At 65.3% G+C, this 15,141-nt stretch carries 9 protein-coding genes; 2 read left to right on the top strand and 7 right to left on the bottom strand.

Features of this window, described 5'->3' with window-relative positions; genetic code table 11:
• Window positions 1–135: 135 nt before the first annotated feature.
• From ACLB1G_RS12555 to puuE, 6 genes are all read right to left on the bottom strand, one after another.
• Window positions 136–2,553 carry a TonB-dependent receptor gene (locus ACLB1G_RS12555; protein ID WP_491627544.1) on the bottom strand — a complete coding sequence of 806 codons (2,418 nt, stop codon included), beginning with the start codon at window positions 2,551–2,553 and terminating at the stop codon, window positions 136–138.
• Window positions 2,554–3,178: 625 nt separating this feature from the next.
• Entirely contained in the window at window positions 3,179–4,651 is a 1,473-nt protein-coding gene (locus tag ACLB1G_RS12550; RefSeq protein ID WP_491627543.1) for an adenosine deaminase family protein, read from the bottom strand.
• Window positions 4,652–4,692: 41 nt separating this feature from the next.
• Window positions 4,693–6,003 (bottom strand): guanine deaminase, encoded by a 1,311-nt coding sequence (guaD, locus tag ACLB1G_RS12545; RefSeq protein ID WP_491627542.1) that lies wholly within the window; start codon window positions 6,001–6,003, stop codon window positions 4,693–4,695.
• Window positions 6,004–6,090: 87 nt separating this feature from the next.
• A complete protein-coding gene (gene xdhB / locus ACLB1G_RS12540) occupies window positions 6,091–8,433 on the bottom strand; it encodes a xanthine dehydrogenase molybdopterin binding subunit (RefSeq protein WP_491627541.1) in 2,343 nt (780 codons plus the stop codon).
• Window positions 8,430–9,914, bottom strand: coding sequence for a xanthine dehydrogenase small subunit (xdhA, locus tag ACLB1G_RS12535; protein WP_491627540.1), 1,485 nt, complete (start codon window positions 9,912–9,914; stop codon window positions 8,430–8,432). The genes xdhB and xdhA overlap by 4 nt, the downstream gene beginning before the upstream one ends.
• Before the next feature lie 2 nt (window positions 9,915–9,916).
• Window positions 9,917–10,873, bottom strand: coding sequence for an allantoinase PuuE (gene puuE, locus ACLB1G_RS12530; RefSeq protein ID WP_491627539.1), 957 nt, complete (start codon window positions 10,871–10,873; stop codon window positions 9,917–9,919).
• A 123-nt stretch (window positions 10,874–10,996) separates the two neighbouring features.
• Between puuE and uraH the strand changes: the two genes are divergently transcribed.
• Window positions 10,997–11,350: a hydroxyisourate hydrolase gene (gene uraH, locus ACLB1G_RS12525; RefSeq protein ID WP_491627538.1), complete on the top strand. Its 354-nt coding sequence runs from the start codon at window positions 10,997–10,999 to the stop codon at window positions 11,348–11,350.
• A 358-nt stretch (window positions 11,351–11,708) separates the two neighbouring features.
• The gene (locus ACLB1G_RS12520) at window positions 11,709–13,211 is read left to right on the top strand and encodes a tetratricopeptide repeat protein (protein ID WP_491627537.1); all 1,503 of its coding nucleotides are present in this window, start codon (window positions 11,709–11,711) and stop codon (window positions 13,209–13,211) included.
• Here ACLB1G_RS12520 and ACLB1G_RS12515 read toward each other — a convergent pair whose 3' ends face one another.
• Window positions 13,212–14,975, bottom strand: coding sequence for an extracellular catalytic domain type 2 short-chain-length polyhydroxyalkanoate depolymerase (locus tag ACLB1G_RS12515; protein ID WP_491627536.1), 1,764 nt, complete (start codon window positions 14,973–14,975; stop codon window positions 13,212–13,214).
• Window positions 14,976–15,141 lie beyond the last annotated feature (166 nt).

The raw sequence follows: 15,141 nt of genomic DNA, 5'->3' as shown, positions 1-15,141 counted from the left end.
GCAGGAGACTAGGACGCGCACGCGTGAAAAGCCGTTAGCGTACACGAAAAAACGGGCCCGCAGGCCCGTTGTTTTGTTTCGGTTTGTGCGGCCCGCGGAGGGCGGCCCGCGCAGGGCGGCCCGCCACCTCGAGGCTTAGAAGTCGGCCGAGAAGGTCACCGAGCTGAAGCGCGGAGCGCCCAGGTAGTAGAACACGGTCTTCGCGCTCACGCCGTTGTAGGCCAGGGCGTTGGTCACGCTTTGCGAGGACGGGTTGCGGTACTGTTTGTCGGTCAGGTTGCTGATGTTCAGCGTGATCTTCGGACGTTTCAGCCAGCTGGTGTTGGGGAAGGTGTAGCCAGCGTCGAAGCCGTAGGTGGTGTAGCCCGGCACTTGCTCGTCGTTGGCCAGGGTGGCCCACTGCTTGCTGGTTGCCTTGGCTTTTACGCGGGCGTAGAACGGACCATCCGAGTACTCGACCACCAGGCCGGCCTTCTGTTTCGGGGTCAGCGGCATTTCCTTGCCGGCGGTCGGCAGGTAGTAGTAGTTCTTCACGCCGGCGGTGGTGGTCACGTTGGCCAGCAGGTTGTCCTTGATTTCGGACTTGCTGTAGCCGTAGGACACGTAGCCTGCCCAACCGTTGATCGGGGTGTTACCCACTTCGATCTCGAAGCCCTTGTTCTTCACTTTACCGACGTTGGTCAGCACGCTCAGGGCGGTGAACGGGTCGTAGGCGGTGGCCTGGCGATCCTTGAAGTCGATGTTGTACAGCGTGAAGGAGCTGACCAGGGCCTTGGTCTGGTGGCGCCAGCCGATGTCCAGGTTGTACGAGGTTTCAGCCTTGATATCGGCGGCCAGGGTAGCCACGCCGGCGCTGGTCACGCTGATGTTGGAACCGGTCGGGGCGAACGCGAAGTTGGCCGGGGCCTTGAAGTTCTTGGCCAGGCTGGCGAACAGCTGGTCATCGTTGGTCAGCTTGTAGCGCACGCCGAACTGCGGCAGGGTCTCGTGGTACGACTTCTTGAAGTTGTACGTGATCAGCGAGGACGACACGTCGGAAGCGTAGTTGGTGAAGTCACGCTTGGAGTAAGGCACGCGCACACCGACGTTCACGGTCAGCTTGTCGTCCAGGAAGGACATGGTGTCCTGGGCGAAGGCCTGGTAGGCGGTCGACACGGTCATCCAGTCGCGCGATTCGAACGGATGGCCGTCGGCGCGCAGCACCTGGCCGTTCTGCAGGTAGTCGTCGACCGGGGTGCCGTCGTTATTCACGCGCACCATCGGGCCGGTTTGCTCGTGACGGGCGCGCTCGTACCAGAAGCCAGCCAGCAGCTGATGGTTGTCCACGTTGTGGGTGACCGAGGCGGTGATGCCGGGACGGTTGGTCAGGGTGAAGCTGGAGTTAGCCATCAGCACGGTGTCCAGCGTGTCGCCGTCGCCGTTCAGGTCGATCTTGCCGGTCAGTTTGCCGGTCGACTTGTCGTAGGAAGTGCCGCTTTCGGCGATCAGGCGCTGCTGCACGCCACCGGTGCCGTAGCCGTACCAGAAGTAAGGCACGACCTTGATGTCGGTGTTTTCGCCGATGCGGAACTTGGCGATGGCCGAGGCGATGATGTTCTTGAACGGGTTCTTGGCCAGTTCGTAGTACTGCGGCGAGTTGGCCACGTCGACCTGGGCGGTGCCGGCCACCGGCGTCTTGTGGCCGCTGAACACGGTGCTGTAGTCGTAGTAATAGCCGTTCTTGTTCAGCTCAGCCAGGCTCATGCTGTAGAAGTTGTTGTTGACAGCTTCGTTGTACAGGAAGGTGGCGTGGATGTAGTTGAAGCGGTCCCAGTCGTAGTTGAAGCCGGCGTCGATGTGGTCGCGCTTGGCGCCGCCCGCGCCTTTCCATTTGTCGGCTTCGGCGTGCGAAGCGGAGAAGAACAGCTTGGCTTTCTTGGCGTCGCCGAACAGGCCGGTGTCGTAGCGCACGAAGGTTTTCTTGGCGCTCAGCTGGCCGATGGTCTGCATGAAGCGGACGCGGGCCTGGTCTTGCGGATTGCAGGTGGTGATGCCGAAGTTGCCGCCGGTGGCGCCCACTTGCGGCGAGTCCACGTCGGTCGAACCCTGAGTCACGAATTCGGAGCAGGTGTTTTCCTGGTCCACGTACTCTTGCGGGTACACCGAGTAGGAACCGGAGTCGTTCACGGGTACGCCATTGATGGTGGCGCCGATCTGGTCGGAGTTGAAGCCGCGCAGGGTCAGGCCGCCGCCGAACAGGCCGGTGGCGTCATAGTTGTAGCTGTTCACGGCGGGCAGCATTTCCAGCGCCTCGTAGGCGTTGCCGGTGGGGCGTTGCTTTTCCAGTTCTTCAGCGGTGATGGTGGAACGGGCCTTGGGCGCGTCCTCGGTGACCATCAGGCCCATGCCCAGCTTTTTGCCGGTGATGACCACTTCGGCCTTGCCGGTGTTGATGGTGGTGGTAGCGGGGGCGGTGGCGTCGGCTTGCGCGTAGGCGGCCGAAGCGCACACCAGCTGGCATGCCATCGCAACCAGGCTCAGGCGTAGCTTGGGGGTGTGTTGAACGGATTGCATTAAGGAAACTCCCTATCGTATAAAATTGTGTGTGGTGTAAGACGCCTGCCGGGATCTGGCTGACCACTGGGGCTTACATATCGCAAGATCCGTCCGGTGCGCGGACGGTCTCATGATGACAACTTAAAATTGTAACCAGATAATATTTCATGCTCGTGACACCGTATGACAGTGCCGTGACAACCATCTCTCCCTTTGCTGGCCCTCGCCGCCGCCTGCAGCGCCGTGTGGCCAATGCCGCCAAAGCTGTCACAGAATTGACATAATGGAAGCATCTAAACTTACTATGCCCCAGTGGAATAAGTGTGACAAATACGATTTAGCTTAGGGATTTATTCGCACAGGCTATAAATCGTGCAAATAGATATGATTACCGTCTAGCAAGGCCTACAACAAAAATCCAGGAGCAAGATTATAGGACAGGCCAGACCGGGTGAAATTATTTCATGCGGAAAATCCTAGGTGAGCGCTTCTATAACGGATTTTTTGTGGCTATGCAGCCACATCGTCAAATAATGTGTATTAGCGTCGCGTGATGATGGTGCAAATGACAAGCACCAATATGGGGCAGGAAATGATGGTGCGGCGCACACCGCAGTGTGCGCCAAATACAACGAATTGCTAGTTACTTGGCAATTTTTTGCGCCGCCGCAATATCGGCTTCAAATTTGGCAAACTTGCCGTTCAAGTCCTTCAGCAGGCGCTGCTTGTCGGCCTCGGCCAGGAATGAATAGCGGATGCTGTCGTAGGACAGTTTCTTCACTTCCGCGTAGCTGGGCTTGTAGCGCGCCGCGTACAGCACGTATTCGCCGGACAGGTTGTTGCGCGACACGCCGGCGTCGTCGGTCGAGATCACATACGGCACGCCATACTTGCGGTACAGGGTCACCGGGTGCGCCTCGTCCTTGATGCCGAGGATGAAATCGTTGCTGCTGAGGTTGATTTCGACGGGGATTTTCTTGTCGCGCATGGTCTTCAGGATGTCCAGCGCGCCGGTCTCGTGGGCAATGTCCATGCCGTGGCCGATGCGGGCCGCGCCGGCCACGTCCAGCGCTTCCTTGATGTGGAAGGTCAGGCCTTCCGGCGGCACCATGCCCAGCGACAGCTCGCCCGCGTGCAGGGCCAGCTTCACATCCGGGTATTTTGCCTTCAGGTACTTGAACATGCGCATGTGCAGCGAGTAGTCGCGCATGGACACATTGGTGCTTTCCTGGCCGACGATGTTCACGCCCACGATCTGCGGACTGGCGCTGGCCAGCTTGAGGCCGGACAGGATTTGCGAAAACACCTGGGATGGGCCCAGCAGGCGCAGCGCGTAGGGCTGGAAGCGCAGCGTGAAGTTGGCGTCATCGATGCCGGCGCTGGTGGTCTTCACATTGTCCAGGTAGGACTGTATCCACTTCAGCCAGGCGGCGTCATGCTCCAGCTTGTCGGCCCAGGCCGCGAAGTCGGCTTCCGTCAGCGTACCGGCGGCGGCTTTCTTGTCGAAATCCGTGTCCTGCGCGATGGGCGCGATGTGGAACATGGTTTCGATGTAGCTGAGGTTTTCCTGCAGCGCGCGCTGCTTCAGGCGCGCCAGGCCGTCGGCCGTGTTGGTAGAGGACACCGGGCCGAAATAGGCGAAGGTGTCGAAGAACTGCCGGTCCGGTGGCGACTGTATGCCGCTGTGGTTGTAGAAGTCCTTGTCCGACCAGCGCTGCAGCAGGTTGGCCAGCACCGTGTTGTTGTTCATGACTTCCTGGCCCGACAAACAGGTCTTGTCGGCCATGGCCTTGGCCCGTTCGGCGCTCACCACCTCGGCCTTGGTTTCAATCATGTAGGTGGTCTTGTTGACGCAGAAGTTTTCCTTGTCCACCCACTCCAGGTACTGCTCGGCGTACAGCGCGCCCGAGTAGTGATGGTGCAGGTCGCCGCCCTTGGGCATCATGGTGAAGAACATGGTCAGCTCGGCCAGCTTGGGCTGGCTGCCGGACAGCAGCGCGGCAAAGTGGCGGCGCGTGACTTCCTCATTGCTGGCTGCCTGGGCGCCCTGCGGCAGGGCGCAATACAGGGCGGCGGCTAGGGCGGCGGCTTTCAGGCGGGCGGAGTGTGTTTGCATGGGGTTCCCGGAAAAATGGACGTAGGATGGTGAGACTGTTTTTAAACCGCCTCGCGCACATGGACCCGGCGACCGCCCGAGTAGGTGGCCGCCACCGCGCGGTCATCACCCAGCAGGGCCAGCGCGAACAGCAGCTCTTCCAGGCTGCCGGCGTGGGCGGTACGGCGCTGCAGCAGCGGCGTGGCCTGCGGGTCGAGCACGATGAAATCGGCCTCGCAGCCGGGCGTGAACGCGCCTATCACGCCCTCCAGCCGCATGGCGCGCGCGGCGCCCAGGGTGGCCAGGTAAAACATGCGCAAGGCGGGCAGATAACTGCCCTTCAAGCGCGCTACTTTATAGGCTTCATTCATCGTTTGCAACATGGAGAACGAGGTGCCGCCGCCGGTATCGGTGGCCAGCGACAGCAGCATGCCGTGCCGGTCGGCCGCCTCGACGTCGAACAAGCCGCTGCCCAGGAACAGGTTGGAAGTCGGGCAGATGGCGGTGGCGGCGCCGCTTTCGGCCATGCGGGCGCGGTCGGCGTCGCTGAGCCAGATGCAGTGGCCGTACATGGCGCGCGGGCGCAGCAGGCCGCAGCGGTCGTACACGTCGATGTAGCTGGACGCTTGCGGGAACAGTTTCGCCACCCAGGCGCATTCGGCCTGGCTTTCCGAGACATGGGTCTGGATGTAGGTATCCGGATAGGCGCGCGCCAGTTCGCCGGTCAGGCGCAGCTGTTCCTCGCTGGAGGTGGGGGCGAAGCGCGGCGTCAGCGCATACTGCTGGCGGCCGCGATTGTGCCAGCGGCGTATCAGGTCTTCGCTGTCGCGCGCGCCCGATTCCGCCGTGTCGCGCAAAAAGTCGGGCGCGTTACGGTCCATCAGCACCTTGCCCGCCACCATGCGCAGGCCGCGCCGCTCGCTGGCGGCCAGGAAGGCGTCGACCGACTGCGCGTGCACGGTGCAATACACCATGGCGGTGGTGGTGCCGCAGCGTAGCAGCTCGTCAAGGAAGAATTCGGCCACCGCGCCGGCATGGGCCTCATCGCCGAAGCGGCCTTCGGTGGGGAAGGTGTAGGTCTCCAGCCAAGGCAGCAGGTCCGGCGCCGGCGAGGCGATCATGTCGGTCTGCGGATAGTGCAAATGGGTGTCGATGAAGCCGGGCGTGATCAGGCTGCCGCTGTAGTCGTGCAGCTCGGCGCCGGGCGGCAAGGTGGGGTGCAGGGCGGCGTAGTCGCCCGCCTGCAGCACCTTGCCGTCCGCGACCACCAGCAGGCCATCCTCATGCCAGCCATGGGCGTGCTCGCTGAAGGCGGGATCGGCGTGGAAATGCAGCAAGCTGGCGCGGTAGGCCTGCACGGGCAAGTCGGACATGGGCTGCACCTCCGGCGGTAAGTGGAGGGCCGGCGCGCAGGCCGGCCCGGGTGGCTCAGGATTGCGCTGGCGCAGGGAAAGGCGCCATCATGACGCTGCCGCCTGCACCGCCATGACGGCGCGCAGGATTTCCTCGCTGGTGGCGGGCGCGTTCAGCGGCGGGCTGGCGCGGTGGCCGCCCACGCTGGAAACCGCATCGCGGATGGCGAAGAACACCGAGAACGGCAGCAGCAGCGGCGGCTCGCCCACCGCCTTGGAGCGGTGGATGCTGTCTTCCACGTTGCGGTTCTGGTACAGCCGCACGCGGAAGTCTTCAGGGCAGTCGGACACGCCCGGTATCTTGTAGGTGGACGGCGCATGCGTCATCAGCTTGCCGGCCGCGTTCCACCACAGCTGCTCCGTGGTCAGCCAGCCCATGCCCTGGATGAAAGCGCCTTCGACCTGGCCGATGTCGATGGCCGGATTGAGCGACTGGCCGGCGTCGTACAGGGCGTCGGTGCGCAGCAGCTTCCATTCGCCGGTCAGGGTGTCCACCACCACTTCCGAGACGGCGGCGCCATAGGCATAGTAGGAGAACGGGCGGCCGTTCATGGTCTTGGGGTCCCAGTGCAGGCCGGGCGTGGCGTAATAGCCGTCCGACCATAGCTGGACCCGCGCCAGGTAGGCCTTCTGCACCAGCTCGGGGAACGGCACGCTGTGGCCGTTGACGTGCACCGTGTTGGCCTGGAAGCGCACCTCCTGCTCCGCGCCGCCGTACTGACGCACGGCAAACGCCGCCAGCCGCGCCTTGATCTGCGCCGCCGCATCCTGGGCCGCCTTGCCGTTCAGGTCGGCGCCGGTGGAGGCAGCCGTGGCCGAGGTGTTGGCGACCTTGCTGGTGTCGGTGGCGGTCACGCGCACGTGTTCCGGGTCCAGGCCCAGTTCATGCGCCACCACTTGCAGCACCTTGGTGTTGATGCCCTGCCCCATCTCGGTGCCGCCATGGTTGACCAGCACCGAGCCGTCCACGTACACGTGCACCAGCGCGCCGGCCTGGTTCAGGTGCGTGACGTTGAAGGCGATGCCGAATTTCAGCGGCGTGAACGCCAGGCCTTTCTTGAGCACCGGACTGGCCGCGTTCCAGGCGTGGATGGCCTCGCGGCGGGCGCGGTACTCGCTGCTCTGCTCCAATTCGGCGGTCAGCTCGTGCAGCACATTGTCCACGATGCGCTGGCCGTAGGGCGTGACGTTGCGCTCATCCTTGCCATAGAAATTGAGCTTGCGGATGTCCAGCGCATCGCGGCCCAGGGCGCGGGCGATATCGTCGATCACGTATTCGATGGCGATGGCGCCCTGCGGCCCGCCGAAGCCACGGAAAGCGGTGTTGGACTGCGTATTGGTCTTGCCGCAGGCGGCGCGGATATCCACGTCCGACAAATAATAGGCGTTGTCGAAGTGGCAGACCGCGCGCGTGGCGACCGGGCCGGACAGGTCGGCCGAATAGCCGGCGCGCAGCGTCATGTCCACGCGCGCGGCCAGGATGCGGCCATCATCATCGTAGCCCACTTCATACTCGTAGTAGAAGCAGTGGCGCTTGCCGGTGACCAGCATGTCGTCGTCGCGGTCGGCGCGCAGCTTGACCGGCTTGCGCAGGCGCGCGGCGGCAATGGCGGCGGCGGCCGCCCACAGGGCCGACTGCGATTCCTTGCCGCCGAAACCGCCGCCCATGCGGCGGCACTCCACCTGTACGTGATGCGAATGCAGGCCCAGCGCGTGCGCCACCACGTGCTGCATTTCGCTCGGGTGCTGGGTCGAGCACTGCACCAGCATGCCCTGCCCTTCCCTGGGGATGGCGTAGGCGATCTGGCCCTCCAGGTAGAACTGTTCCTGGCCGCCGACGAACAGCTGGCCGCGCACGGTATGCGGCGCTTGCGCGAACGCGGCCTGGGCGTCGCCACGCTCCAGGCGCATGGGCGGCAGCACGTAGGAGGCGGCGGCCTTGGCCTCTTGCGGCGTGAAGATGGCGGGCAGCTCCTCGTAGCCGACCAGCGCCTTACGGGCGGCGCGGCGCGCGTTGTCGTGGGTATCGGCCACCACGATGAAGATGGGCTGGCCCACGTACTGCACCAGCCCTGGCGCGAGGATGGGATCGTCGTGGATGATGGGGCCGCAGTCGTTGTTGCCGGCGATATCGTCGGCCGTGTAGGCCGCCAGCACGCCGGGCGAGGCCAGCACCGGCGCCAGGTCCAGCGACGTGATGCGCGCATGGGCCTGGTCCGATAACCCCAGGGCCGCATGCAGGGTGCCGTGCAGCTCGGGGATGTCGTCCGTATAGTTGGCCTGGCCCAGCACGTGCAGCTCGGCCGATTCGTGCGGGCGGGAGACGCCGACGGCCTTCCAGCCGTCGGTGGTGGTGGCGGGATTCAGTTCCGGTGCGCCGGGGTGGTTCATGCTGCCTCCTTGCTGGCCTTGCAGGCAAAGGCGTTGACGGCGTCCGGCGCCAGCGGCGCGTCGGCGCGGGTCTCGAACCAGTAGCGGCGCAGCAGGTTTTGCGCGGCCGTCATGCGGTATCCGCTGGAGGCGCGCATGTCGGACAGCGGCGCATAATCCTGCGCCAGCGCCGCCGTCGCAGCGTTCAAACTCTCCTCGCTCCAGGGCTGGCCCTTGAGCACCGCCTCGGCATGCGACGCGCGCTTGGGCGTGGCGGCCATGCCGCCATAGGCGATGCGGGCTTCGGCGATGATGCCGCCGTCGAAGCGGAAGGCAAAGGCTGCGCACACGGCCGAGATATCCTGGTCAAAGCGCTTGGCCAGCTTGTAGGTGCGCAGCCGCACGCCGGGACGCGGCAGCGGCACGCGCACCGCCTGCACGAACTCGTCCGGCTGCAAGTCCTTTTTCTGGTAGCCGAGGTAGAACTCGTCCAGGGCCAGGATGCGCTGGCCCTGCGCACTGCGCAGCACCACCTGGCTGCCCAGCGCAATCATCCAGGGCATGGAATCACCGATGGGCGAACCGTTGGCCACGTTGCCGCCCAGGGTGCCCGCGTTACGGATGGGCAGCGAGGCGAAACGCTGGCGCAGCTCGCCCAATTCGCCGGGATAATGTGCGCACAGCGCGCCGTAGGCGTCGTCCAGCGAGACCCCGGCGCCGATCTCCAGGTAGCCGTCCACCTCGCGCACGCCCTGCAGCGCGGCCACGTGGCCCAGGTAGATGATGTCGCCCAGGTCGCGCATCTGCTTGGTGACCCACAGGCCGATGTCGGTGGAGCCGGCCAGCAGGGTGGCCCTGGGATGGGCGGCGCGCAGCTCCACCAGTTCCTCCAGGGTGCGCGGCGCGTGGAAGCTGCGGCCATGGGCGCTGTAGGTGACGCCCGCATCGCGCTGCAGGGCGCGCAACTGGTCCGCCAGCGCGGCGCGGTCGAATTCCACTGTCGGCAGCTCGGTCATGCGCAGCGCGGCGTCCATGATGGGCCGGTAGCCGGTGCAGCGGCACAGGTTGCCGGACAGGCAGTCGGTGATTTCCTCGCGTCCGGCCGGCTGGCCATCCCGGTCCAGGTACAGCCCCCACAGCGACATCACGAAGCCGGGCGTGCAAAAGCCGCACTGCGAACCGTGGCAATCCACCATGGCTTGCTGCACCGGATGCAGGGCCCCATCCGGCTGCTGCAGGCTCTCCACCGTGTACAGCGCCTTGCCGTCCAGGGTGGGCGTGAACTGGATGCAGGCGTTGACGGCCTTGGTCACCAGCTGGCCGTCGGCGTCCAGGCTGCCCAGCACCACGGTGCAGGCGCCGCAATCGCCCTCGGCGCAGCCTTCCTTGGTGCCGGTGCAGTGCAAGTCCTCGCGCAGGTATTGCAGCACGGTCTGGGTGGTGGCCACGCCGCTGACTTCATGCAACCGGCCGCCGTAGTAGAAGCGTATCGGATCAGCCATGCTCAGCCCGCCTTCCAGGGGTGGGTCTGGTGCCAGTGTTCGGCGATGTCGATGCGCCGCGTCAGCCAGACTTTATCGTGCGACTGCACATAGTCCAGGAAGCGCGCCAGGGCGGCGGCGCGGCCAGGACGGCCTATCAAACGGCAGTGCAGGCCGATGGACAGCATCTTGGGCTGGTTCAGCCCGTTCGGGTCGCCCTCGGCGTACAGCACGTCGAAGGCATCCTTTAGGTAATCGAAGAACTGGGTGCCGGAGTTGAAGCCCTGGGCGGCGGCAAAGCGCATGTCGTTGGTATCCATGGCGTAGGGCACGATCAGCTGCTGCGCCACGGCCGGCTTGCCATCCTCGCCCCGGTATTCCACCGGCATCCAGAACGGCAAGTCGTCGCCGTAGTAGTCGGCGTCGTAGCGGAAGCCGCCGTGCTCCACCACCAGGCGGTGCGTATTGGGCGAATCGCGGCCGGTGTACCAGCCCAGCGGGGCGCTGCCCGTCATGTCCTTGATGATCTCGACCGCTTCCTGCATGTGGGCGCGTTCGGTGGCTTCATCCACGTTCTGGTAGGAGATCCAGCGCAGGCCGTGGCAGGCGATTTCGTGGCCCAGCTCCTTGAAGGCCGCCACCGCTTCCGGATTGCGCTTGAGCGCCATCGACACGCCAAAGATGGTGAGCGGGATCTTGCGCGCCTCGAACATGCGCAGCAGCCGCCACAGGCCGGCGCGCGAGCCGTATTCATAGATCGATTCCATGCTCAGGTGGCGCGCCGGGAAGGCGGCCGCCCCTATCATCTCGGACAAGAAGGTCTCGGACGCGGGATCGCCGTGCAGCACGCTGTTTTCCGCGCCCTCCTCGTAATTGAGCACGAATTGCAGCGCCACGCGGGCGCCGCCCGGCCACTGCGCGTGGGGAGGCTTGGGGCCGTAGCCCAACAGGTCGCGCGGGTAGTTCTCGTAAGTAGTCATCGGCAGTCGCAAGAAAGCTATGGGGGATCAATGAAGCATATACGGTGAATAATATATTGCACTTCCGGCAGCGGTATATGATTTGCACGATAAACACTTTCACTTCCAGATATAGGACTCCCCATGGCCAAGCTTAGTACCCACGTGCTCGATATCACCGCTGGCAAGCCGGGCGCCGGCGTCAAGGTGGCGCTGTATGCCGTCACCGACAGCGGCAAGCAGTTGCTGAAGACCGATGTGACCAATGCGGACGGCCGCTGCGACACCCCGCTGCTGGAGGGCGAGAGCCTGAAACCGGGCAAGTACGAGCTGGTATTCGGCGCCGGCGACTACTTTGCCGCAAGGGGCGTGGACCTGCCCTCGCCGCGCTTCATCGACGAGGTGACCATCGCCTTCGGCATCGCTTCCGCCGGGCAGAACTACCATGTGCCGCTGGTGGTGTCGCCCTGGGCCTATTCCACCTATCGCGGCAGCTAAGAACCCGTTCAAAAAGATCATGGCGTCGTTGCCGCTCCTTGCCGTGCAGGCGCACTGTCTGCGTCGCGGCGCCTAGCCCTGCTCATTTTGAAAAAGATCATGGCGTCGTTGCCGCTCCTTGCCGTGCAGGCGCACTGTCTGCGTCGCCGCGCCTAGCCCTGCTCATTTTGAAAAAGACCATGGCGTCGTTGCCGCTCCTTGCCGTGCAGGCGCACTGTCTGCGTCGCCCCGGCCTTGGCCCGCGACTAGCCCTGCTCATTTTGAAACGGGTTCCAAGAAATAAAGTTATTACCTTGCGAAGCCGGCTTGGCGCCGGGCGCTGCTACAATCCCGGGCTCCGTTCCTTGCGATGCGCCCCATGAATCCCGCTTCCCTCCTCCAGCAAGCCGTGGCCCTGCACCAGCAGGGCCGCTACGCCGCCGCGCAGGACCTGTACCGCCAGGTGCTGGCCCGGGATCCACGCAACTTCGACGCCCTGCACCTGTCGGGCGTGGCGGCGCGCCAGCTGGGCCAGCCCGAAGCCGGCGGCGCCCTGATCGCGCAGGCGCTGGCGCTCGATCCCAACCAGCCTGCCGCCCATTGCAACCTTGGCGCTGCCCTGCAGGATGCCGGCCACACGGAAGCGGCGCTGGCCAGCTATGAACGCGCCCTCGCGCTCAAGCCGGACTATGCGCTGGCATGGAGCAACCGCGGCAACGCCCTGCGCAAGCTGGGGCGGCTGGAGGAGGCGCTGTCCAGCTACGAACAGGCGCTGCGGATCAAGCCCGATTATCCGGAAGCGTGGTGCAACCGTGCCCTGGCCCTGCTGGACCTGGGGCGTGCCCAGGAGGCGCTGCACAGCGCCGAGCAGTCGCTGGACCTGCGCCCGCACCACGCCGACGCCTGGTGCGCGCGCGCCAACGCGCTGCAGGAGATGGAGCGCTTCGACGATGCGCTGGAGTGCTACGACCACGCCATCGCCCTGCGGCCGGACTGGGCCCAGGCCCATTGCAGCCGGGGCACGGCGCTGCAGCGCATCAAGCGCCACCAGGAGGCGCTGGACAGCTACCAGCGCGCCATCGCCCTGCAGCCGCACTACCCGCTGGCGCACCAGTATCGCGGCAATGCCCTGCGCGCGCTCGGGCGCAACGGGGAAGCCATTGCCGCCTACACCGAGGCGCTGAAACAGGGCGGTGATGGGGAACAGATAGGCTACGCGCTGGCCGCGCTGGGCGTGGGCGACACCCCGGCCGCGCCGCCGTCCGGCTACGTGCAAACCCTGTTCGACCAATACGCCGGCCACTTCGACCGCCACCTGGTGGACGTGCTGGACTACCGCATGCCGGAGCGGCTGCACGCCCTGCTGCGGCGCCACCTCGGCGCGGCGCAGGGACTGGACATCGCCGACCTGGGCTGCGGCACCGGCCTGTGCGCACCGCTGCTGCGGCCGCTCGCCCGTACCCTGGACGGTGTCGACCTGTCGCACAATATGCTGGAGAAGGCGCGCGAACGCGCGCTGTACGATCACCTGGCGTGCGCCGACCTGAATGACTTCCTGGCGGGCCGCGACAACCACTACGACCTGCTGCTGGCCGCCGACGTGCTGGTCTACCTGGGAGACTTGTCGCCGGTGATTGCCCTGGCCTGGCTGGCGCTGCGCCCGGGCGCTTACTTCTGCTTCTCGGTGGAAGCGGGCCGGGGACGCGACTACCAGCTGCGGCCCTCGCACCGCTATGCCCACAGCCTGGGCTACCTGCAGAGGCTGGCCGCCAGCCACGGCTTCGAGATCGTCGAAGCCGAACAGCAGGCGGCCCGGCTGGACCAGGGCGAACCGGTGATGGCGCACGCCTTGCTGCTGCGCAGCCTCAAGCCGGCGCCATGATCATGGGCAGTTGCCGATCACGTAGTAGCCGGGCGCGGTCTGCGCCAGCGTGGTCGAGTAGAACAGGTTGTTCAAGCCCATGTTCTGGTTCGATCCCTTGGCCAGCGCATAGCCCATGCTGTTGACCGCGCGCCCCGCCGTCACGTGGGCATAGTTGGACGCCGTGGTGGCGCTGCAGGTGTAGGCCGATTGGGTATTGGCCGTCACCGGCGCCGAGGGCGCGCTCTCGTTGCCGTTGGCATAAGCCGTCACCGTGTAGGTGTAGCTGCTGCTGGCGGCCAGGCCCTGGTCGGTGTAGCCGGTGGCGGCAACCGGCGAGGCCGTCACGCGCGCCCCGTTGCGGTAGACGTTGTAGCCGCTGGCGCCGGGCACCGAGGTCCAGGCCAGGGTCACGCTGCTGGCGGTGGCGGCGCTGACCTGCACACCGGTGGGCGCGGTGATGGGCGGCGGGCTGCCGCTGGTGGTGGCGCTGACCGGGGCCGAGGCGGCGCTGGCGGCGCCGCTGGCGGTGAGCGCCTTGACCGTGTAGCTGTAGGTGGTGCCCGAGGCCAGGCCGCCATCGGTGTAGGCGTTACCCGTCACCGGTGCGCTGTTGGCCTTGGCGCCGCCACGGTACACGTCATAGCCGCTGGCACCCGACACGGCGGCCCAGGCCAGCGCCACCGCGTTGTTGGTCACGCCGGTCACCTGCAGGCCGGTGGGCGCGGGCAGCGACACATGGCCGCCGTTCACGCGGTCCACCATGCCCTTGATGGCGGCCATCTGGCGTCCGCTCTTCTTGGCGTAGTTGGCGTCGTCGTAGCCCCACCAGTCCCAGCAGCCGTTCGGATTGCCGCTGCTGCTGGGCGCCGTCTGCGGATACAGCACGATGATGTTGTTGGTGTCGGCCCAGCGGTTGTAGCCGGTGCGGCGGTAGTACTGGTCGCCGATCTTGGTGGTGTCCTGCTGGCAGCCGTGCAGCACCAGGTGCACGCGGCACGACTGCCCGGCGCTGCAGCTAGCCGGCACATAGGCCCAGCCGCTGGAGGCCATGCCGTGGCTGGCCGGATCGCTGATGAACTCGGACTGGTCATACTCGATGAAGCTGCCGCCCAGGGCGCCGCTGTTACGCGGCTGCAGGCTGCCGTAGATCCACTTCAGCATCTCGCCCGCGAGGTCGAAATTGCAGTTGTTGATGTACGGGCTGCCCTTGGTGCTGCAGCTGTTGCCGTAATCGTCGGTCACCATGCCATGCTCGGAGGCGATGTTGTTCTTGTAGTAGATGTTGGCCGCGTTGACGTAGTGCTGGTAGTAGGCCTTGGCCTCGTCCATCACCGGCTGCTTGACGGTGCTGTCTATCGATCCGGAATACAGGTAGACGCGCGAGGCGGCCAGGTTGCTGGTCGCATCGATCTGGCCTGCGGCGGCCCAGCTGTCCGTGGTGGAGATCAGGCTGGAAGTGGGCGGCTTGCTGTAGGCGCTGGCGGCCATGCAGACCGAGAGCGCATTGCCTATCGATCCCTGGGCGCAGTAGAACGGGCCGCCGGCGACGATGCCGGCGCCGGCCTTGAACGTGGACGAAAACGCCACGTGGACCTGGGCGGCCATGAAGCCGCCCGAGGATAGTCCGGACACGGAATTCTGTGCCGGGTCGGTGTTGTAGCTGGACAGGCGTGCGGGTGCGGCCTGGGCCTGCAGGCTTGTGGCCAGCAGGATTCCTGCGAACAGCGGCAGGATGGAGCGGGAGGTGCTGTGGTGCAGCGGGGTTTGGGCTTCGGTGTACATGCGGGTCTCCTGTGATCTATATGCGCAGCGTGTGCTACGCGGCCTGCCTCGAGACTCCGCTCTGACGGCGGCTGGCTGCCTCAAGGGGAAGTCCGATCATCTCAAACCCGGCAGCAAAGTGCCATGAGCGCACCCAAGAATGATGCAAAATCTTTCCCGGAAGCGC

This window comes from Duganella kummerowiae (assembly GCF_053572355.1).
The sequence above is the reverse complement of the archived record's forward strand: the minus strand, read 5'-3'. Positions and strand labels throughout refer to the sequence as shown.